Here is a 21,036-nt window from a genome sequence, read left to right as displayed (position 1 = left end):
CAAAAAAGTCTGGTCAGCAACGGGCCATTCCCAGTTGCTGACCAGACATTGGCCAAGTGGCTTGGTTATTCATGATGTAACTTTCGATCCATAATCAGCTCAACAGTGCCTTGCAGGCGTTGCCGATAAAGATCGTTATCCAGTAACATGGTGGTGATAATGTCCAACGCATACATGCTGGCAAATTGACTGTTAACAAAACGTGTGGTATCCACAAAATTCGCATTTTTCACCACGATTGCAAAGTCGACTAAGCCGGCTAAGGGGCTTTTCGGTGAACCAGTGATTCCCACGATCTGCGCCCCATTTGCTTTCGCCATTCGGGCGGCCTCATTCACCTCACGCGAGCTGCCTGAGGTCGACAAGACGATCACAATATCCGTGGCTGTCATGATACTCGCATTGATAAACATCATATGCGTATCAGTGGTACAGAAAGCAGCAATCCCCATCCGAATGAGCCGTTGCACAAATTCTTCTGCCGTATAGCCCGAACTGCCTTGACCATAAACGTAAACCCGGCGTGCCTGAGTAATCACCGCAACCACCTGTTCGAGTTGCTGCATGTCTAACTGGGCCCAAGTGCCCTGCAGCATTTTTGAATAAATCGAAAAAACTTGATCCCCAACCGTACCTGTATCTGGCGGTGGGACTTGAATCCCTTGTGCTGCCGCTAATTGCACTTTAAACGTCGAATAGTCTGCACAGCCCATTTTTTTAACGAACCGGGTCACTGTGGCAGTTCCGATTCCAGCAGCCTGAGCCAGCTCAGTAATGTGCATTTCCTGAACTTTTTCAGGATGTTGCAACACTAATAACGCGAGCTTACGCTCCTGGCGCGCTAACTGCGGAAATACAGTTTCAATTTGATTGAGAATACTCACGGCCTGAACACCACCTTTTTCAATATCATAACACAGCAAGGCCCTGACCAAACAAAAATGTTCAGTCAGGGCCTTCTTTTAAAGTTCAAGCTTCAAAAGCGCTGCAGATAACCTTTTTTAAGCTTCTTTTTTGTATTCAATATTAACCGTCTTCGCCGTTAAACCATCAACATTTTTGGCATATTTTGGTGTGAGCAAACCACCTAACCAAGCAACGAAGAAGGACACTAAGAAGGATAAGCATGAAATAATGAATGGACTGGTGCTCGTTTGTTGAACAAACCAAGTCAAACCAGCTGAAACGACTAAACCGATCACAGCACTTGGCGTGTTGGCTGATTTGGTGAAAATCCCAGCGGCAAAAATACCGGCAATTGGCACACCAAACAAACCTGTGATGGCTAAGAACAGATCCCAAGTTTCGGAAGCGTTCCCAATTAATAAGTAAATTGAGATCCCTAATGAGAAAATACCAGAAATCGCAATGACAACCCGTGCTAAGTTAACATCTGAGATCTTTTGCCATTTATGATCAAAGAAACGTTGTTTGAAATCAGCGACGAAACAACTTGAAATGGCATTTAAACTAGACGCAATGGTTGATTGGGCAGCGGCGAAAATCGCTGCGATAATCAATCCGGCAACCCCAGCTGGCATCCGTGTGACAATAAAGTAAGGGACAATGGCACTGGTAGTCATTCCCTTTGGAATGCCGCCATTATGTGCGTAGAAGGAATACAAAACCGTCCCCATGCCGAAGAAGATCGGAATGGTAATAAAGGCTAAGAAACCGTTGGTCCACAAAGATTTCTTCGTTTCAGCCATTGAACTTGTAGTTTGGTAACGTTGCACAACATCTTGACTGGCCGTGTATTGGTACAAACTATTAAACAATTGACCTGCAAAAATCAATGGAATGAAGCGCGTTAAGTCACTGGTTTTAAAGTCGACACTTGAGAAGAACTTTTGACCTTGTGCCGCGTCACTGAATACAGTGCCCCAGCCGCCGTTAATGTAGTGTGCCCCTAAAATTGAAACTAAGACGGCACCACCTAACAGCAAGATACCTTGGATCACGTCAGACCAGATGACCCCTTCGATTCCACCTAAGAAGGTATAAACGATACATAAGCCCCCAACAAACAAAGCAATCACAACTGGATTGATCGTTGAAACGCTGGTGATTGCAATGATCGGCAAGTAAATCACAATGGCAACCCGGCCAATATGATACAACATGAATAAGATACTGCCTAAGATCCGCATAATTGGACCAAAGCGCTCTTCTAGGTATTCATACGCTGTGGTAACTTTTAACTTCCGGAAAAATGGCACGTAATACTTGATCAAAATTGGAATAATTAAAATAATGCCTAAGTTACCAATCGAATAGCCCCAGTCCGTCAAGAAAGACTTTTCTGGTGTGGACATAAAGGTAATGGCGGACAAAGTTGTAGCATAAATACTGAACCCAGCTGCCCAAGCTGGGATCTTGCCTTCCGCTTTAAAGAAAGCATCCGTACTCTTACTGGCCCGGCGTGTAAAATACATGCCAACAAACAACATGGCCAATAAGTAAACAATTAAAACAACCCAGTTAATGGTCCCAAATTCGGGTTTATTCATTATTTCACCTCATTAATTTGTGTCGAACGTTGCGCTGCAGTTTGGTGTTGGATCAACGCTTTTAAAATAACCGGTGCGATCAGCGTTGTGACAACGGTTACAACAATCATGGCAGTGTAATGGTTTTGGTCGATCAAATGGGCCCCTAAGGCCACATTGGAAACCACCAACGCCATTTCACCACGGGAGATCATTCCGGCCCCTACAATATGACTTTCAGAGTGACTTAAGCCAAACAAACGCGCACCTAAAGCACCACCGAACTGCTTGCCTAAAATGGCAATTAAAATCAATAATCCGATAAAGAATAAGTCTTTACCCATCCCTACAAAACTAATATTCAAGCCGATAGAGACAAAGAAAACAGGAATAAAAATGGCATAACCAATTGGTTCCACTTTTAAGGCCAAAGCGGCTTTATGCGGCGTTTCAGAAATGGCTAAACCTGCAATATACGCGCCTAACACGTCGCTCATCCCACAAGCAACAGCAATGGCGGCAAAGCCAAAACATAAAATCATGGCCGCGGTGGTTTCATTTTCACTGGCCGTTAAGCGACAGAACACATCTAAAAACTTTGGCACGACCCACTTTGCTAAAACCACCATCAGCACAAAGAACAGTATTTTAGGCAGTAACGTTAACAAAAATGGCTGACTGGCCGTGTTACCAGTGCCGAAAAATGCCACACATAGGCCTAATAGAATCACACACATAATGTCATCGGCCACTGCTGCCCCTAAAATAATCGCCCCGGCTGGGGTGTTCATGCGGTCCATTTCCTTCAACACTTGCACCGTAATGGAAACCGAGGTAGCACTTAAAATCAACCCAATGAAGAGGCTGGTGGTCCAGCTAAAACCAAATCCCACTGCACACAATAGCAAGGCGCTAAGCGTTGGAAAGATCACGCCTAAGGTTGCGACAGTTAAAGCTGGCTTCCAATACCGCATTAACATGCCAAAATCCCCTTCAAGCCCAGCAATAAACATCAGCACGATGACCCCGATCTCTGCAAAGTAATGGATAAAGGTGGTGGGCGTCAATAAATGTAAAACTGCTGGACCGGCCAAAATACCGACTAACAGTTCACCAATGACACTGGGGAAATTAAAGGTATTGGATAAATGGGCCCCTATTTTCGTCAACGTTAAAATAATCACCAGTTGTACTAAATAGGTCATAGGCCGTTACTGTTGAGCCAACGCCACGTCAACCTTGGCTAATTCAGTGCCAAGATCTTGTAACGCGATTCCATATTCTAAGAACACTGGTACCTGCTCTGGTAAAGCGGCCACTAAACTTTGCCAATCGGTGGTGCCATCGCCTAACATCACAGTCTCTTGATCCGCAATATCTTTTAGGTGGAAAACAGTAATTACATCACGCACTTGTTCAAAAGCGGTTTCCGGCCGTTCATCAAGCCAATACCAGTTCCCTGAATCGAAGGTATAACCCAGCTGAGGCACTGCCTGCAATAAACGATGTAACGTGGTGCTAAAAGCAGGAAGTTGACTCAATGTATTCGGTTGATTTTCAACCGTTAACGTGCCTGAATAAGCTTGCAACGCATCATTTAACTGCGCGACTGCCGTCTCATCAAAATCTTGCGCATCCCCTAAACTGATTTTCAAACCTTGAATGTGATGACGTTGGGCCAAGGCTAGATAGTCTGATAAATGTGAATTAAGTTGACCTGCTTCAAAAAGCTGTTCGGGAATTGAAAAGTAAAAGCCCCAGTGTTCAGCCTGACACAAGGCATCGATTGCCGTTAATTCAGCCGCTTGTGTGTCAGCTTTGAAAAACTCGCCACGGACTTCAATATTTGCAATTGCTTTACCGATCAACGCTTTGAGGCAGTCCAACTGACTCATCCCGTCCTGTAATGCGGTTAAAAAAACCGCAGTGTTAATAGATGCTTGCATGTGATTGCCACCCTTTTCTAAACAAAATAAAAAACCGCCATAGACGCCACTCAAAAAAGAGTGTGTCCTAGCGGTTATCCTTTTAGCGGTTGATTACGTTGAGCAGTATAGCATGCTAAAAGTTAAATGTAAACGTTTCATTTTTATTTTTTAGTGATTGCCGTTAAAAATGGTGCCACCGCCCCGACTAATTGTGCGTCATTTCCCAGTGCCGCCACGCGCAACTCAGTTTGCCGCAACCCAACTGGTAACAGTTGATCTAATGCTGGATTTAACAAATCCAATAAGTATTGGCCTTGTTTGGAAACGGCGCCGCCAATGACCACTACTTCTGGATCCAGTAACAAAACGATCGGCGCCAAGCCTGTGGCCACGGTTTGTGCCCAAGCAGTGATGATTGCCGTATAAGGTTCATGCCCAGCCTTGGCCTGTTCAAAAGCCTCGATCACACTGACACCTTGGGATTTTAGCTGTGCTTCCAGGCTTAAAGTCGCCGCCCGTTGTTCATAATTGGTGGCGCTACTCACATCATAGTTTAAATAACCCACTGAATTCCCAGTGCCATGTGCCCCACTGATCAACTGGCCATGGCGATAATAAGCCCCACCGATTCCAGTTCCTAACGCCACACAATAAACATCGTCCCGTCCTTGCGCTGCGCCACCGGCCTGTTCGCCTAACAACGCCGCATCCACATCGTTGACCACGGCCACTGGCAGATGGCTTAAGTCAGCTAAAGCCGCTTTGATCGGTGTTCCCTGGTAGCCAGGAATCGTTGGTCCTGCATACTGGATCGCACCATCGCGACCAACGATACCGGCGGTACTGACCCCAATCCCATCAATAGCTTGTGTGGTTAACACTTGCATGGTGATACTTTTTAAGGCCTTTAAAATGGCCCCATCTGCATTATGCTGTGTTGGCAGCACCCCACGATCGGTAATGGTTTGATCACCATGGACCACCCCGTACTTAATTGTCGTGCCACCAATATCAAATGCTAAGTATTGCCCCATTTTAATCCATCCCTTCATTGACGCGGTTTCATTTTATAACGTTGGATGACCGTTTTAGCCACCCCATTGGTACCTGATTGTAAGCGTCATCAGCTTAACACTTGAAAAACATTTTCTCAATCATAAAAAAAGAAAATTAGTTTAGTGCTTACAGCTCCAAGCGATACGGCTAATTATGAAAATGGTTTTCTATTTATAGAGTTGATAAATTAGTTTTCACATGATACATTAAATTTGCGGTTAACTTTTAGCGGAGATTACACCGACAATAAATTTCATTTAGGGAGCGAATTTCGAAATGGCTAAAAAATTATATTCTGCATTAATGACAGCGTTTAACGAAGACGGCACAATGAACGATGCTGGCACGCGGGCAATGGTGCGTTACAATATTGATGTCAACCATATTGATGGTTTATATATTGGTGGAAGTACTGGCGAAGCCTTCATGATGAGTGTGGCTGAACGTAAACATTTATTTAAAATTGCGTTTGAAGAAGCCGGCGATGGCTGTGATTTGATTGCCCAAGTCGGTGCCATTAACTTAACTGAGGCAAAAGAATTAGCGGATTATGCCGTTAATACCGTTGGTTACAAAACCATCTCAGCCGTAACACCTTTCTATTATCCATTTACGTTTGATCAAATCAAAGATTATTACGATTCGATCCTTGATGGTTTGGATACCCAATTATTGATCTACTCCCTACCTGCTTTAACCGGTGTTTCATTATCTGCTGAACAATTTGGCAAGCTTTTCGAAAACCCAAAGATCATCGGGATCAAGTTCACCAACGCTGACTTCTTATTATTAGAACGCGTTCGCAAAGCCTTCCCTGACAAATTGATCTACTTCGGCTCAGATGAAATGTTATTATCTGCTTTGGTTTTAGGCGTCGATGGTGCAATTGGCTCTACCTTCAACTTAAATGCAAAACGGACTTACGACGAAATCGCTGCTTTTGAAGCAGGTGACAACGCCAAGGCCCTTGAATTACAACATATTTCCAACGACTACATTATGGACGTGATCGACAACGACTTATACCCAACCATCAAGTTGTTATTCCATGAAGCAGGCGTTGATGCCGGCATTTGCAAGAAACCAATGAATGCCCCTACCCCTGAAATGAAGGCCGGCGCAGCTAAAATTTACGCCAAGTACTTCAACTAACTTTACTGTTTAGAGAAAAGAGTCGTTTTCTAATGCAAAATTCCTTCTTATCGCAAGTTAAGGGTAAACTCATTATTTCTTGCCAGGCCTTACCTGAAGAACCATTACACAGTTCTTTCATTATGGCCCGTATGGCCCGTGCGGCTAAAATGGCTGGCGCAGCTGGGATCCGTGCCAATTCAGTTGTGGATATTCAGGCCATTCAAGATGAAACAGGCTTACCTGTTATCGGCATCAACAAACATGTTTTCCCTGATGCTGAAACCTTTATCACCCCAACGTTAAAAGACATGCGTGCTGTGGCTGCAACTGGCGTTCCAGTTGTTGCAGTTGAAGTAACCGGTCGTACACGGCCGCACCAAGGTGATTTAGCTGCTGACGTGCAACAATTCCGTTCCGAATACCCTGATACGTTATTAATGGCAGATACGGCCACTTTAGCCAACGTTCAGGAAGCGGATCGCTTAGGCTTTGATATTATTGGTACGACCATGCACGGTTACACCGCTGAAACCACCGGTATGAACGTGGCAGACGATGACTTTGCTTATCTGAAAGACGTGCTCAAAACAACCAAGACCCCAGTCATTGCTGAAGGTAAAATTGATTTACCTGAAAAGTTAAAACGCTGTTTGGACCTGGGTTGTACCGCCGTCGTCGTCGGTGGCGCCATTACCCGACCTTTGGAAATTGCCCAACGTTTCATCGCTGCGATTCAATAAGTTTTTAGAAAAGGTCTGCTTGCGTTAACGCGCAACAGGCCTTTTTTGTCGTCACAAAAAAATCCCCACCGCTGGTTGCACACGACCAACGGTGGGGATTTGCGATTTTAAGGGGGAAATCGCTTTGCTATCTCAGGCCGATGCTATGCCTGCTTGCACTCAGGCGCATCAACACCGACCCAGTTTTCATTATTTGACTAATTCACGGGCGTCATGCTGGACAAAGTCCGTAAAGTTGCTAAAACATTGTTTTAAGAAGTTAACGCTCCCAGGATCTGTAATGTGGTTGTTCTCATCAAACTTCGCACCGCCTTGTGGCAACATAAATTCATTGCCTGCCAAGACTCGGGCGTCAACACCTGGTGCATCTAAGATCTGCCGTAAATTCATTTGCGCCCGAACCGTTCCTTGAATGCCTAAGGAAGTGCCGACAATCATCACTGGCTTGTCCTTAAAGGGATGGGTGGCACAAGATAACCATTCAATGGCACTCTTTAAGGCCGCTGGAATCGCATGATCATATTCTGGTACCGCAAAGATCACGCCGTCCGCATCTTCAACTTTATCACTTAACGTCTGCACGCTGGTTGGCACATCGTTAACCAAATCTTCATTGAACAGTGGTAAATCCTTGATCTCACAAATATCAATATTGGCCTGCGCTTCAAACAAATCCCGCATGGCATGTAATAATTGACGGTTATAAGATTTTGACGCATTGGTCCCCACAATGGCGACTAGGTTTAAATCATTGGCACCATTTTGCTTGGCTGCGTCAGCATTTTCACTGGCATGCGCACCGGCAACATAACCAGAGGAGATTCCCCAACTATTCATCATACTTGGCATGGCGTCATGACCGTTAGCCCCACCAGCCACTTCACCAGCGGCAAAGTAGTTGCGTACGTCTTGATCTTGATGATCAATCAACTGCATGGTCTTCGTATCGATACTAAACCCACCTAACGTAGTGGCGAAACGCCCGCGCTGTTCAACCATATAATAAGTTTCACCTTCAAAGTCATGCAAGAACTTAGCGTCACGACCAAATTCAGTGTCTTGACCTGTCTTAACGGCTGCTTCATAAGTGGCCACGGTTTGTTGTAACCCAGCAACATCAACGCCCGCTTGTGCCGCGACTTCGGCTAAGCTGCCTTTGGCAAATAATGGCTGCTTGTCTTGGTTAGCAAAGAAGCCTTCAATTTCTTTGGCTGTAAAGTCATGTAAAACCAATAAGTCGTAAAAGGCCTGCCAAGTCCGTTCATCCATCACCAAATAAGCGATTTTATCAGGTTGTGCTAAAATGGCATCCCGGAACTTCGTATAAACATCTGATTCGTTAACAATACGCTTTCCTTGGCGATTGACATAAATTGCGCCCATATCTGTGGCCTGCTTCGACGCATAAGTGGTTAATTTGGCAATGCCAGGTTCTGTTTCAACACCATGTGGGTAAACTTTGTACCAATCCAAGTCATGCGTCTTTAATTTCAAATCAGCGTTAAAACGATAAGCATCCCCGGTAGACGTCATCGGGCCATAATAATCGATCCCTTTGCTTTCAGCGCCACGCATTTCAGTATTCGCACCATAGCCACCACTGGCTAAGACAATTGAATGGGCCTTGATCTTGATTGTTTCATCTTGAGCTTCAGCTACCAAACCATTGACTTCGCCTGCCAGGCTAAACGTTAATTGCGCAACTTTAGCGCCTAACAGGATTTTCCCACCATGGTCTTCAAATGCTTTTGACACTTTGGTAATGAATTCATAACTGCTGGCAGATGGCAATTCAACTTGACGTTCAACTGAATGTTCTGGTGTTTGCGTTTGGGCCTTCATATAGTCTAAGCCTGCAAAGTCACTGATAAAGTCAATGGCCGGACCAATATTGTGCGCCATTAAAGTCGTCATATCCGTTAAATTCGTCTGCCGGCATTCCCGAGCAACATCTGCAGCTAAACGTTCAGGTGAGTCGCCATTGTCCCCAAAAGCAGCGGCTGCTACTTTTGAACCAGTGGCCACGACGTTGGAACCATTTAAAATCGTGGCACCGCCTAAATAGCCATTCTTTTCAACTAAAATCACCTTTTGCCCCATGGTTAACGCCCGGCAACCAGCAATCAAGCCGGCTTCCCCGCCGCCAATGATTACAACATCTGCGCGTAAACGCGTGGTTTGATGGACATTTTGCTTCTTGGGAATTGGCGTTAAGGTCACATCTTCTGCAGCAACCGCTTGTTTGGCAGAATCTAAAATGGCATTTGTCATCACCGTTGCCCCACTAATGGCGTCAACATCAAAGGACTGTTGTTCAATCACATCCTTTTTCAACTTATCGATCACCTGGTTAAAAATACCAGATGTTTCAGAATGTTTAAGAATCTTTAAGTCTTCAATTTTATTGTTCGTAACATCGACTTCATACTGAATCGTCCCGTTATGTCCCGTTGCTTCGCCTTGAATATGTTTTGATTCGTTGCTCATTTTGATCCGACCTCCTAAATACTTCAATGTCTATTTTCCTAACGTAAAATCTTATTTTCAAAGGATGACCATTCTGTCGGACGAAAACCGTCACGACAGAAGCATGGCTCCTTTGCTGAAATTATTAATAGCTGTTATCTATATATTTTTAATTATTTATATTTTTTATCTATTATTAATTGAAACCGAAACACTAAGAAGTATTGTCTCCCTAGTGAATCGCGATCAATCTGTCAATTTCAAATCGTCTAAATCGTGTTGCAAGTGTGTTAACGAGATTTGCCCTGGTGCTGAAGCGGCGCCTACTGTGCCAAAACTAACAGCTGAGCCAAAAACCTCACCTGCGATCCGAGAAACTTTACCAAGATCCGCCATGGACATAGTGATGATCGGCTGTGCTAAGGTACTCGCGGCCTGATGAGTTGCGGTAAGTAAGGTTAAAACGTCCTCAACTGATTGTGGCATCACCGCCATTTTAGGCACATCCGCACCAAAAGCGGCCATGCTGGTTAAGCGTTGGACAATTTCAGCTGCAACTGGTGTTTTGTCAAAATCATGATTGCTCATAATCACCTTTACCTGCTGGGCATGTGCTTTTTCAACCACTGCTTTGACTGCCGTTTCGTTATGGTAACGTTCCACGTCAATGGCATCCGTATAGCCCCCAGCAATCACAGCGTCACAGATCTTGAAGTAAGCGTCATCCGATAAAGCTAACTCACCGCCTTCACCGTGTGTGCGGAAAGTTGTCAGTAACGCTAAGTCCCCTAAGGCAGCCCGTAGCTGCGTACCGGTAGCCGTTAGCTGTTGTGCATCTGTGACACCTTCAAAATAATCAATGCGCCATTCTACTAAATCAGGCTTAGCCGCCTTAACTGCAGTCGCTTGCGCTAAAATCGCCGCTTCTGTTGCCCCTGTAATGGGCACGGCAATTTTGGGACGTCCACTGCCAAGCACCGTTTGCCGTAGTGTAACCGTTTGTTGTGTCATTGCATAGACCTCCTAAAATCTCTAAGGTTAGATTTTGCTATCGCAAAATCGTATTTCGGAGGATGACCAGTCTTGTGGCGTCAACCCTCGCCGCAGGACACATGGCCCTCCTTAATACCTAATGTCTATTTTGCGTCTTCGTTAAATAAAATATCGCGAATGTAGTCAACTGGCATCTCTTTGCCCGTCCACAACTTAAAGGCTGCGGCCCCTTGTTCTAGCATCATGCCTAAACCGTTGAAAACATGTTCAACACCAGCTTCTTGAGCGACTTCCATTAACTTGGTGGTCCGTGGCGCGTAAACAGTATCGAATACCACTAAGTCCTTGCGGAACCAGCTTGGATCACTAACCAATGTTTGGCCTTCTAAAGGATTCATCCCAACCCCTGTGGCATCGCAATAAATATAAGCGTCGTCGATTTCAGCTTTGAAATCATCACGATCTTCCAAACGATGTAAGGTGGCTTTACAATCTGTTTTTTCATTAATCACATCAACGTTCCGTTTGGCTTGAGCGAAGAATTCATCATCTTGGTTGAAAATTGAGATTTCTTTGACACCATCTAAAGCACATTGAATGGCAATCGCTGTTCCGGCACCACCGGCACCGGCTAAAGTCATCTTCTGACCGCGAATATTGATACCTTCATCATCTAAAGACTTGATCATCCCAACACCATCTGTGGTATACCCTGTTAAAACACCGTGGTCGTTAACCACTGTGTTCACCGCGCCGATCATTTCAGTGGCAGGATCCAATTTATCCAGTAATGGAATCACTTTTTGCTTGTTCGGCATGGAAATATTTGAGCCGCGCATATCCAATGTCCGAATCGCATCAATGGCCTTTGGTAACCCCTCATTTGTGATTTCAAACGCAAGATAAGCAAAATTCAAACCTAATTTAGCAAAAGCGTGATTATGCATGGTTGGTGACATGGAATGACGAATGGGGTACGCCATTAAGCCGATTAAAATTGTATGACCATCTAATTGATTTAACATGGAAAAGATCCTCCTATATTTAAATAATTGTGTTTATTTTTAATTTGTTACTTAATTCACTTGCAATGTTAGCATTTTCATTTATCATTATAAATAATAAGAAGTTGATATATTAATAGAAATTCTCTATTTAAATGAAAGGAAGCCGATTTTAATGAATCTCCGCCACCTTGAATTTTTTAAGGAACTGGCCCGGACCCAACACGTCTCAAAAGCAGCTGAAAATCTAGGTATTTCCCAGCCTTCCTTGAGTTATGCCATTAAAAAACTGGAAACCGAACTAGGCGTGCCATTATTTGAGCCAGATGGCCGCAATATTAAGCTGACCGCCTTAGGCCGACAATATTTGGTTTATATTAATGCCGGTTTGGAAAGCCTTGAACAAGGCAATGCGATTATCCACCAATTGAATAATCCCGATGAAGGCCATGTGAGCCTCGGGTTTACCTATACCATGGGGCAACGCTTAGTCCCTGAGTTATTAAAGCATTTTAGTGAACAACCGGCTAATGCCAAAATTAGCTTTGATTTGGATCAAAACGCCACTGGTCATTTGCTACAGGACCTGTTGGCCGATAAATACGATGTGGTGCTCGCATCACACGCCGCCAAAGTCAATGATCAAGAAACCGCCAACTTATTTGAGTTTACACCGATCGTACAGCAAGAGATCAAGCTGGCCTTGCCGCTGGATCATCCGTTACTGCAACAAGACCGGATCTATTTAAAAGACCTGACACCGTATGACTTCATTATGTTCTCACAAAAAAGTGGGCTACGGCCTTTGATTGATCGGATTTTTCAACAGGCTAACATTCAACCACAAGTCAAATACGAACTGGTTGAAGATCATACGATTATTGGCTTGGTGCAATATGGCATGGGCATTGCCCTAGTTCCTAATTTGCCGCAATTGGACCAATCACAAGTCGCACTATGCCACATTGCGGATAATCACCTGCCACACCAACTTTACTTGATTACCCGTAAAAACCATTTTCTGACGCCATCCGTTCAGCGCTTTGAACAGTTCGTACGTCAATACTGTCAGCAAACCTATACGGACCAACAGCGCTTGTTATAACTTAACTGGTTTCATCATCAAAAAAAGAACGTGACCCTGGGCACACCCAGCATCACGTTCTTTTAGTTACTTCAAAATTGTCATTAAAATCGGAATCACGATCAAACTTAACAGCGTGGTCTCAGTGACCATCAGCGCCGCATAATCAGCGTCCGCGCCATAAAGTTTGGCCACCACAGGCGCATTGGTCATCACGGGCATCGCCGACTGTAAAATAAAGACTTGCTTCATTAATACTGGCATTGGCGAAGGGAGCACCAAAGCACTCATTAGAATTGGCGCTAAAATAAAGCGCCCTACTAAAATTCCCACGCTATACCGTGACAAGCGCATTTGTCGTAAACCAGCACCTTGAATGGCGATCCCAATAAAAATCATCGACAGTGGAATCGTTAAACCACCGATATAACTAAAATCAGACATTAAGAACCCTGGCAGCTTCACATGGAGCAACACTAAGATCACGGCTAAAATAAAGCCTAATAATGGTGGCGAGAAAACTTTCTTCAGCGTTTCCGTCCAACTAAAGGCCTCGTCACTATTGCCGTCACGCTTGATCAAGTACACCCCTAACGTCCAGAAAAACGTTGTATTGGCCATGTAATAAACCAGGACATAGGGTAAACTTTTATCACCAAACAAGGCCATGTTGATCGGTAAGCCAATGAAAACCGTATTCGAATTGAAAAACATCGATTCAAAAATACCACGCCGTGAATGCCGAATACGAATCAACCGGGCAACGGCAACGGAGATCCCGAATAAAATCAACATTGACACCACAGGAAACTTCAGATCCGGCAACAGCCGCTTTAATTCCGCGGTGGTAAAATCCCGGGTGATCGTATCCAACATATAACACGGCAAGGCCACTTGTGTCACTAACCGTGCAATTAATTTACTACTTTTTTCATCAAACCACCCGGCCCTAGCCAGGAAATAGCCGACTAGGATCATCCCGAGGATCACAAAGACCCCGCTTACGCTTTGTAGAAAAACACCCATGTTACCACACCTTAATCATTTTCTTTTAATGTTCAGTTTATCACTTTTCTGAAAAAATAAGAATGGCGGTTTGTCTTTTATCAACAGGTTATTTGTAGAAAAAGCAACTCATTTCTCTAAAATTTGCGAAAGCTTAGTGGTTTTCATCGTTTTAAGGTGCTATTCGTAGTATAATTTCTTAAAGAAACTTGATTAAAAGGAGTTTATTATGGAAGAAAATCAGCCACCGATCCAACGGCGCCATCAACATCATTCGCGCCCTAAAAAGCGGCACACTTTATTAAAAGTTCTATTGATTATTTTAGCGGTTTTGATCGTTGGCGGCGGCGTTTACGCCTATAAAGTTTTACATGACGTAAAAAGTACTGCCAACAAGGTTTACAAATCTTCTGGTTCCAACACAAAGCACTTGCGTAATTCGCAAACCGCTTTGTCAGAACACAAGCCCATCTCAATTCTGTTGTTAGGGGCTGATACTGGGGAGTTAGGCCGGACTTATCGTGGCCGTTCTGATACGATGATCATTGTGACCATTAACCCCGACACCAAAAAAACAACGATGACCAGTATTCCACGAGATACCAAAGCGCACATTGTGGGTAAAGGCAGTACCTTTGTTGAAAAGATCAATTCAGCCTACTCTTACGGCGGTTCTTCAATGGCGATCAATACCACCCAAGAATTGTTAAACGTGCCAATTGACTACTACATTACCGTTAACATGAAAGGCATTGAAAAAATCGTCAACGCCGTCGATGGTGTCGATGTCAACGTGCCATTTACCTTTACCTATGAAGGCGTCACTTATAAAAAGGGTGCCATGCATTTAAACGGTAAAAAGGCATTAGGTTACTCTCGGATGCGTTATGACGACCCTGAAGGCGACTACGGTCGGCAAAAGCGGCAACGCCAAGTGATCACCTCGATTATTAAAAGTGCGGTTTCGGTTAAAACATTGTGGAACTTTGGCGATATTTTACAAACCATGAGCGACAATGTGCAAACCGACTTAACTTACAACAATATGCAAACCATCCAGAAAAATTATCGCAGTGCCGCTGCTAACATTAGCGATGATCATTTACAAGGTCAAAACGCCACGATTGACGGGAGTTCTTACCAAGTCGCCACCACAAAAGAATTACAACGGGTCTCCAATAAGATTCGGACCCAATTAGGCTTGAAACATGAAACCTTGAACAATTTGATGACCCAACAAAACGCTAACGGTGAAACTGATTCTGGCGGAACCAACAGCGCCAATCCTTATACGAACTAATTAAAAAATCAGCCTAGACATAATTGTCTAAGCTGATTTTTTGAGTTAAGCTTTTAAAAATGTCAACATGCCGTCATTAAACGCAGTCTGCTGTTCGGACATGACAATATGCCCTGCCTCTGGGACCACCAATGACTGCCCTTGTGGCGCAATTTTAGCGGATTCAACCGCATGATGCCAATCCCAAAATGGGCTTTCTTGTCCGGCGACAAATAAAATCGGTTTTTGGATCAACCCAATGACATCCCGCCAATCCTGAAAGGCGTGATCAACTAACAAAGGCCGGTTCAAGTCATAGTCAAACTTGCGATCACCGGTCACCGACTTCACCAATTGATAAGTATCGTTATCAATATGCTTAACCGTGGTATGGACTTTATGCATATTCTCACAGTGGGTTTGGAAGTTTTGCCAATCAAGATCCAATAACCCATAAGGCCAAGTTTCATCTGAGATCATTTTAGGCGATTGATCCACACTGATAATCTTCAACAGTTTTTGATCACCATACAAGGAACAATACGCCCAAATTGTTGCGGCCCCCATCGAATTCCCCATGATGTTAAATGCATCAATGTTTAAAGCCGCCATTAATTCCGCCACGTCTTTGCCTTGCCGACTCATCCGTAAGCCTTTGGTTGTTGTTTCAGAGCGACCATGATTCCGCCGGTCTAAATTGATCACCCGATAACCATTAGCTACCAGCGTTTCCACCTGCGACCGCCAAATTTCTTTGTAGCCAGCATAGCCAGTCATGATCAAAATTGGTTCGCCTTGGCCCAAATCATCGTAGTTCAGTCGAATGCCATCACTGGTTAAAAATTCCATTTTGCCACTTCCATTTCCGTTTACGTTTTAATGTGATGATTATGATCTAAATAAATTTGAATCTGTGCATGTTTTCTCAATGGTATCACATTATTAAGATAATTAACCAGATTTATATTAAGCCAGTTATCATAAATTTTACCAATTATCTTTTGAACATCCGTCGCTTTTAATGCCCTTACATTTAAGGTACGGCTAAAATACCAATCAAAATTATCAATTAAATCAACATTCAAAAAAATACCATAGTCAATTTCATTAAACAAATCCTGTCGTAAGGCAATCAACCCTTCCACAATCAGCACATCTGGCGTAGAAAAGCACTGAATATGTGATGTTAAATCATTAACGGTGTGATCATATTCATAAAGATTGACTGTTTCGTGCCGGGCCAGTGCATGATTAAACGCCAAAATCCGTTGATAATCATAGCTCTCCGGAAAGCCTTTTTTATGAAGCAACTGTAATTTCCTAAGTTGTTGATTTGAATATAGAAAAGAGTCAGTCGAAACTGACTCTACTTGATGATTACTTAAGTTGTGTTTTAACATTAGCTTGAGCTGGTGTGCAAAAGTTGATTTTCCTGAAGCAACATTCCCCGTAATACTCACAATAATGGGCCGCTTTGTCGTTCGATAGCCTAAGCGTTGCTTGATCTGGGCCATCATTGCTTGTATCGTCAGCTTGGCTGGTATCAGTTGATCACATTTCATTATCATCATTTAAACGCTTGATTTTATTCTCACGAAAATAATGAATCATATAATCCTCAACATAATCAACAAGTTTTTCACTAATTCGTTGTTTTAGCCGGCAAATTGAGACTTGCCATTTAAAATCTGGACTGATATCTCGATACTGAATATCCCGCGGTTGATAATTGAACGTAATCGGTCTTGGTAAAATCGTCACAACATCCATTTGACGACACATGTTAATAGATAGATCCCACGAGCGTGACTGAAACAAAATATCAGGTTTTAAATGTCGCCGAGAGAAAAGATTCATAATCTGATGATTTAACATAAAGGTATCATCCAATACAACTAGTTTTTCTTTGGCAATTGCTTGGACTTTGATTGGACCTGATTGCTGCGCAAACCGATGATCATCTCTGAAAAATACCCCAACACGGTCAGTATAAACGATTTTTTCTTCAATTTGGCTGGTGGTTGCCGGCGACATCAAAAACGCTAGGTCAATATCATGATTAACCAATTGTTGCTGCAAATCATAGGCACCATCTTCGTGTAATTCAATTTTGACATCCGGATTTTCTAAAATAAATTGGGTGATTACTTTATCAAATAAAACAGATAAAATAACCGGTGCAATCCCAACTCTAACCACACCAAAGTGACCTTTAGCATTATTGCGTAAACGATTCATGGTATGATCATAAGCGCGAATGGCAACAGACGCATCATCCAAATAATCTTGGCCGACCTTTGTCAAACCCGTAATTCGACCTTTACGCCGACTGAATAATTGAACCTGTTCATCTTTTTCAAATTCATTGATCAGGCGGGATAAATTTGATTGTGACGTTAATAAGACTTCGGCCGCTTTCGTCAAATTAAAGTTGTTTTCAACAATCGCAGAAATATACTTCATGTGCCGGATATCGAGTTCCATCATTGTACTCCCTTCATCAAGGTTTATGCAGCTTTATTTTTTAGTTTCTGGTAACTGAACGACAAATACCAAATATAAACAGGCCGCAATAATATAGAAACCACTGGCAACACCCCAACCCCATTGGCCAAGGATCACACTCCAGGTAATCGTTAAAACAGTATTCATTAAATAAGCAATTGCCCAAAATAAACCAAAGATCATGGTTAATTTTTCACCTGACATGTGAGGCATTTCATGCGGTAAGTTCATGTATATCGGATATTGAATAAACATAAAAAAGCCAGAGATTGCAGCCGCAATATAAGCCAACAGCGGCGCTGACGCAGCTAGCCATAATACAGCCGCATAAGCCGCAATCATCATCACACCACTAACAAACATAACGGGTATCCGTCGCGCATTTGTCAGACCAATACGCATGCCTACAATTGTCCCAATAATCGCTGATCCTGTTACTAACACATTGATCAGACTACCGTTGATCTTGGTTGCATATTCTGGTAGCACTGATGGAAAACTGGTAACGGCTAAAATATAGAGAAATAAAAACCCAGAAAACCCAATGGCATATTTCCAAACAAAGGGATCTTTAAAAGCATCTGAATACGTGTATGCAATTTGGTGCTCATCTCTTGCACTTAAATCAGTAGAGGCATCAAAATTTTCCGCAGTAAAAAGCCAAATCACCAGTAAAACAATCGTCACACTTGCGATACTAGTCAGGGTCAAGCGCCAATTATGTTGTAACGTTTTTGCGAAACCAACAAATAGCATGGATGTAACAAAGGCACCAACATTATAAGAAACAGTGTTTAATGCATTGGCAATCATTTTTTTATCTTGGGCAACATAATTACCAACGACTGGATTCATATAAACAATAATCATTGAACCGCCTAATGCCATGATCATCCTTGCTACCGTGTAAGCCCAATAGTTTGGCAACCAAACCGCCAGCAGTGCAAAAGCAAGCATGGTCATTGCTAAATTAGCCGACCTTTTGGGCCCTAATTTGATCAGCACAAAGGCTGCTAAAAAGTTCGCAACGACTCGCGCGGCGGTAATTGTATAATTCACCAATTGCGTGACAACTGGTGACATCGGTTGACCAAAAAAAGTGTGGATGATTTGCGGGCTTAACGTTGAACCGGCTACCCAGTTCATGGCAAACATCACGTAGGCTAACCATAAAATAACAAGCATCAATAACCCACGATTTTTAGCTTTTGATGGTGACTGCACAGTTTCATTTTTCATTTTGTTACCTCAAACTCACTGAGCAACCGACAACGAAACGGAATGATTCAACCGATCAGTCGCCAAGCCCATTGGTGCAGTGGTAAAAATCCGCTGATCCATAAGCTTTAGGTCTTCAACAATTGTTGGTTTAAACTGCATGTGTTCTAAAATATCTTTTTGCAATTCAACACCAGGCGCAATCTCAATTAAAGTTAACCCAGTTGCTTCCAATTTAAAGACAGCTCGTTCAGTCACATAATAAATTTGTTGACCACTTTCATAAGCAACTTTCCCACTAAAAGTGATCTGTTCAAGTTGATCAACGAATTTATCATTCCGTCCCTCTTGCACGATTTGCAATTTACCATCACCAGTTTTAATTTTAAGACCACCAGCGGTGAATGTCCCTGTGTAAACCACGCGCTGCGTATTTTGAGAAATATTCACAAATCCCCCAACTCCTGGAATTTTAGGGCCAAATTTTGAAACGTTAATGTCACCATGCTGATTACATTGCGCAAGTCCTAAAAATGCAATATCAATGCCACCACCGTCATAAAAATCAAACATATAGGGTTCATCAATTGTTGATTCCGGTGCTAAAGCTGATCCGAAGTCTCCGCCACCCATTGGGACACCACCAAAGGTACCTGGTTCAACGGTGGTGGTAATTTGATCAGCAACCCCTTCTTCTTTCAATACCAGCGATACCGTCTCTGGCATCCCAATACCATAGTTTACAATATGATCGGTTTCAGTTAGCAACAGGGCCGCTCGCCGACCAATAATTTTACGTTGGTTCATGGGAACGTCAACGGCATCAGCGGCTTTGATCACATTGGCATTCACATAGTCCGGATTATAAACTGTCGCATTCGTTTGCATCATATATTGATCTTCCGTTGTTTCAACGACATAATCAACTAGTAGGCCTGGAATACGAATGTCCTTAGGCTTTAATGAACCATTTTTCACTTTACGTTTTACTTGTACAATTACCTTACCACCATTATTATGAGCGGCCATAGCAATTGCTGTTGATTCCAATACAAGTGGTTCATCGTCAAAAGTAATGTTACCATTTTCATCTGAAAATGTACCTCGTAAAATGGCCCAATTTGGTCGTGGTAATTTATAAGTTAAATAGTCTTTACCATCAACGTTAAGCTTACCTACCAGGTCTTCTGTGGTTACTTGGTTTAACTTCCCCCCTTGCAGATCTGGATCAATAAAAGTCCCCAAACCAACTTTACTAATTAAAAAAGGTTTGTCACCGGCCATTGATCGAAAAGCCTGTGAAATCACACCTTGTGGGAAATTATAAGCCTGAATCGCATCACTATTGATCAGTGGTTCTAATTGCGGTGCTAATCCATGATGACCTCCAATAATACATTTTAGCAAACTGGCATGTGCAAAATGGCTCACCCCTTTATCAACACCATTGCCGATACCAGAGGCATGTTCAAGCGTTAATGCTTTGGGATGCCCTTCTTTTGCAAAACGTTCATAGATCTTAATGTAAATTTCTTCAGCAACATCGGTGCCCATAAAGCCCTCTAACGCGATGATCGCATTATCTGGAATTAATTGGGCTGCCTGATCACTACTAATAAATTCTGTCATTATGCTATCCTTCTTCCACTGGTTTTAAGGTTTTAACTGAATGATTTCGTCAAAATCAATGGTTTGATTGCCTGCGCCATCAACATCAAACCCATTTAAATTCATAAATTCATGTCGCAAGGTTTGATAGCCAAAACGACCGCTTTTAAAGTTTTCTGGTGTAATTTGGGCCATTAAAGCTTTCGTCTTTTCTTGGGTATCAAAATCACGTTCCCAACTATCTGGCCGTAAACGCCCTTCTGCATCAATACTTGGTGTGTTCCCATATAACATATCGCGATAAACACGATCTTTGTGCATAATTGGTGTTTCATGGGTGCCTTTGTCTAACATAACCTTATACAAGGCTAAGCAATAAATCGATAACTTAGGAATGACCAATGATGCCTTGGTTGTGACTGCTTTTGACACACAGATCACTGATTGGCCTTGAATCGCATTAATTTTATTTCCCAAATTGCAAGAACAAATTAGCCACACGATAAATCCTATTAAATCAGTATTTT

18 protein-coding genes and 1 pseudogene are annotated in these 21,036 nt (G+C 43.0%); 4 read left to right on the top strand and 15 right to left on the bottom strand.

Annotated features, from left to right (window positions below; all coding sequences use genetic code 11):
* Positions 1-65: 65 nt before the first annotated feature.
* From FC07_RS04365 to FC07_RS04345, 5 genes are all read right to left on the bottom strand, one after another.
* On the bottom strand, positions 66-884 hold the full coding sequence (locus FC07_RS04365) for a MurR/RpiR family transcriptional regulator (RefSeq protein WP_057903916.1): 819 nt from the start codon (positions 882-884) through the stop codon (positions 66-68).
* A gap of 117 nt (positions 885-1,001) precedes the next feature.
* Positions 1,002-2,510 carry a sodium:solute symporter family protein gene (locus FC07_RS04360; RefSeq protein WP_057903906.1) on the bottom strand — a complete coding sequence of 503 codons (1,509 nt, stop codon included), beginning with the start codon at positions 2,508-2,510 and terminating at the stop codon, positions 1,002-1,004.
* On the bottom strand, positions 2,510-3,694 hold the full coding sequence (locus FC07_RS04355; RefSeq protein WP_057903905.1) for a cation:proton antiporter: 1,185 nt from the start codon (positions 3,692-3,694) through the stop codon (positions 2,510-2,512). Before FC07_RS04355 ends, FC07_RS04360 begins: the two co-directional genes overlap by 1 nt.
* Positions 3,695-3,700: 6 nt before the next feature.
* Entirely contained in the window at positions 3,701-4,435 is a 735-nt protein-coding gene (locus FC07_RS04350) for a sugar phosphate isomerase/epimerase family protein (protein ID WP_057903915.1), read from the bottom strand.
* A 143-nt stretch (positions 4,436-4,578) separates the two neighbouring features.
* Positions 4,579-5,451, bottom strand: a complete 873-nt coding sequence (locus tag FC07_RS04345; protein ID WP_057903904.1) for an ROK family protein — start codon at positions 5,449-5,451, stop codon at positions 4,579-4,581.
* A gap of 298 nt (positions 5,452-5,749) precedes the next feature.
* Between FC07_RS04345 and FC07_RS04340 the strand changes: the two genes are divergently transcribed.
* Complete coding sequence (locus FC07_RS04340; RefSeq protein WP_057903903.1) at positions 5,750-6,625, top strand: N-acetylneuraminate lyase; 876 nt, start codon at positions 5,750-5,752, stop codon at positions 6,623-6,625.
* A gap of 32 nt (positions 6,626-6,657) precedes the next feature.
* Positions 6,658-7,347 carry an N-acetylmannosamine-6-phosphate 2-epimerase gene (locus FC07_RS04335; protein WP_057903902.1) on the top strand — a complete coding sequence of 230 codons (690 nt, stop codon included), beginning with the start codon at positions 6,658-6,660 and terminating at the stop codon, positions 7,345-7,347.
* Between the two features lie 189 nt (positions 7,348-7,536).
* Here FC07_RS04335 and FC07_RS04330 read toward each other — a convergent pair whose 3' ends face one another.
* The 3 genes from FC07_RS04330 to FC07_RS04320 form a co-directional block, all read right to left on the bottom strand.
* The gene (locus tag FC07_RS04330) at positions 7,537-9,834 is read right to left on the bottom strand and encodes an FAD-dependent oxidoreductase (RefSeq protein ID WP_057903901.1); all 2,298 of its coding nucleotides are present in this window, start codon (positions 9,832-9,834) and stop codon (positions 7,537-7,539) included.
* 225 nt (positions 9,835-10,059) lie between these two features.
* Positions 10,060-10,824 (bottom strand): type I 3-dehydroquinate dehydratase, encoded by a 765-nt coding sequence (gene aroD, locus FC07_RS04325; protein ID WP_057903900.1) that lies wholly within the window; start codon positions 10,822-10,824, stop codon positions 10,060-10,062.
* 125 nt (positions 10,825-10,949) lie between these two features.
* On the bottom strand, positions 10,950-11,831 hold the full coding sequence (locus FC07_RS04320) for a shikimate dehydrogenase (RefSeq protein ID WP_057903899.1): 882 nt from the start codon (positions 11,829-11,831) through the stop codon (positions 10,950-10,952).
* Between the two features lie 154 nt (positions 11,832-11,985).
* On the opposite strand from FC07_RS04320, the gene FC07_RS04315 reads away from it, so the two are divergent.
* The gene (locus tag FC07_RS04315; RefSeq protein ID WP_057903898.1) at positions 11,986-12,915 is read left to right on the top strand and encodes a LysR family transcriptional regulator; all 930 of its coding nucleotides are present in this window, start codon (positions 11,986-11,988) and stop codon (positions 12,913-12,915) included.
* 66 nt (positions 12,916-12,981) lie between these two features.
* Here FC07_RS04315 and FC07_RS04310 read toward each other — a convergent pair whose 3' ends face one another.
* A complete protein-coding gene (locus FC07_RS04310) occupies positions 12,982-13,920 on the bottom strand; it encodes an AEC family transporter (RefSeq protein WP_057903897.1) in 939 nt (312 codons plus the stop codon).
* A 208-nt stretch (positions 13,921-14,128) separates the two neighbouring features.
* On the opposite strand from FC07_RS04310, the gene FC07_RS04305 reads away from it, so the two are divergent.
* Positions 14,129-15,199: an LCP family glycopolymer transferase gene (locus tag FC07_RS04305; RefSeq protein ID WP_155797845.1), complete on the top strand. Its 1,071-nt coding sequence runs from the start codon at positions 14,129-14,131 to the stop codon at positions 15,197-15,199.
* A gap of 45 nt (positions 15,200-15,244) precedes the next feature.
* Here FC07_RS04305 and FC07_RS04300 read toward each other — a convergent pair whose 3' ends face one another.
* The 6 genes and pseudogenes from FC07_RS04300 to FC07_RS04275 all read right to left on the bottom strand — a co-directional run.
* Positions 15,245-16,027 carry an alpha/beta fold hydrolase gene (locus tag FC07_RS04300; RefSeq protein WP_057903896.1) on the bottom strand — a complete coding sequence of 261 codons (783 nt, stop codon included), beginning with the start codon at positions 16,025-16,027 and terminating at the stop codon, positions 15,245-15,247.
* A gap of 20 nt (positions 16,028-16,047) precedes the next feature.
* On the bottom strand, positions 16,048-16,749 hold the full coding sequence (locus tag FC07_RS04295) for a nucleoside/nucleotide kinase family protein (RefSeq protein ID WP_083483197.1): 702 nt from the start codon (positions 16,747-16,749) through the stop codon (positions 16,048-16,050).
* Positions 16,730-17,665 (bottom strand): LysR family transcriptional regulator, encoded by a 936-nt coding sequence (locus tag FC07_RS04290; protein WP_083483196.1) that lies wholly within the window; start codon positions 17,663-17,665, stop codon positions 16,730-16,732. The genes FC07_RS04295 and FC07_RS04290 overlap by 20 nt, the downstream gene beginning before the upstream one ends.
* 30 nt (positions 17,666-17,695) lie before the next feature.
* Positions 17,696-18,922 (bottom strand): MFS transporter, encoded by a 1,227-nt coding sequence (locus tag FC07_RS04285; RefSeq protein WP_057903893.1) that lies wholly within the window; start codon positions 18,920-18,922, stop codon positions 17,696-17,698.
* Between the two features lie 15 nt (positions 18,923-18,937).
* Positions 18,938-20,530, bottom strand: a complete 1,593-nt coding sequence (locus tag FC07_RS04280) for an acyl CoA:acetate/3-ketoacid CoA transferase (protein ID WP_057903892.1) — start codon at positions 20,528-20,530, stop codon at positions 18,938-18,940.
* Between the two features lie 24 nt (positions 20,531-20,554).
* Positions 20,555-21,036, bottom strand: a pseudogene (locus tag FC07_RS04275) (bifunctional NADH-specific enoyl-ACP reductase/trans-2-enoyl-CoA reductase); the annotation flags it as partial.

Source organism: Loigolactobacillus bifermentans DSM 20003 (assembly GCF_001434575.1).
GTDB classification, from domain to species: Bacteria; Bacillota; Bacilli; order Lactobacillales; family Lactobacillaceae; genus Loigolactobacillus; species Loigolactobacillus bifermentans.
This window is presented reverse-complemented; position numbering and strand designations above follow the sequence as displayed.

Bases quoted from the DNA above. Each gene is read 5' to 3' on its own strand.
- FC07_RS04360 (WP_057903906.1), bottom strand. From the start codon at position 2,510: ATGAATAAACCCGAATTTGGGACCATTAACTGGGTTGTTTTAATTGTT.
- FC07_RS04355 (WP_057903905.1), bottom strand. From the start codon at position 3,694: ATGACCTATTTAGTACAACTGGTGATTATTTTAACGTTGACGAAAATA.
- FC07_RS04350 (WP_057903915.1), bottom strand. From the start codon at position 4,435: ATGCAAGCATCTATTAACACTGCGGTTTTTTTAACCGCATTACAGGAC.
- FC07_RS04345 (WP_057903904.1), bottom strand. From the start codon at position 5,451: ATGGGGCAATACTTAGCATTTGATATTGGTGGCACGACAATTAAGTAC.
- FC07_RS04340 (WP_057903903.1), top strand. From the start codon at position 5,750: ATGGCTAAAAAATTATATTCTGCATTAATGACAGCGTTTAACGAAGAC.
- FC07_RS04335 (WP_057903902.1), top strand. From the start codon at position 6,658: ATGCAAAATTCCTTCTTATCGCAAGTTAAGGGTAAACTCATTATTTCT.
- FC07_RS04330 (WP_057903901.1), bottom strand. From the start codon at position 9,834: ATGAGCAACGAATCAAAACATATTCAAGGCGAAGCAACGGGACATAAC.
- aroD (WP_057903900.1), bottom strand. From the start codon at position 10,824: ATGACACAACAAACGGTTACACTACGGCAAACGGTGCTTGGCAGTGGA.
- FC07_RS04320 (WP_057903899.1), bottom strand. From the start codon at position 11,831: ATGTTAAATCAATTAGATGGTCATACAATTTTAATCGGCTTAATGGCG.
- FC07_RS04315 (WP_057903898.1), top strand. From the start codon at position 11,986: ATGAATCTCCGCCACCTTGAATTTTTTAAGGAACTGGCCCGGACCCAA.
- FC07_RS04310 (WP_057903897.1), bottom strand. From the start codon at position 13,920: ATGGGTGTTTTTCTACAAAGCGTAAGCGGGGTCTTTGTGATCCTCGGG.
- FC07_RS04305 (WP_155797845.1), top strand. From the start codon at position 14,129: ATGGAAGAAAATCAGCCACCGATCCAACGGCGCCATCAACATCATTCG.
- FC07_RS04300 (WP_057903896.1), bottom strand. From the start codon at position 16,027: ATGGAATTTTTAACCAGTGATGGCATTCGACTGAACTACGATGATTTG.
- FC07_RS04295 (WP_083483197.1), bottom strand. From the start codon at position 16,749: ATGATGATAATGAAATGTGATCAACTGATACCAGCCAAGCTGACGATA.
- FC07_RS04290 (WP_083483196.1), bottom strand. From the start codon at position 17,665: ATGATGGAACTCGATATCCGGCACATGAAGTATATTTCTGCGATTGTT.
- FC07_RS04285 (WP_057903893.1), bottom strand. From the start codon at position 18,922: ATGAAAAATGAAACTGTGCAGTCACCATCAAAAGCTAAAAATCGTGGG.
- FC07_RS04280 (WP_057903892.1), bottom strand. From the start codon at position 20,530: ATGACAGAATTTATTAGTAGTGATCAGGCAGCCCAATTAATTCCAGAT.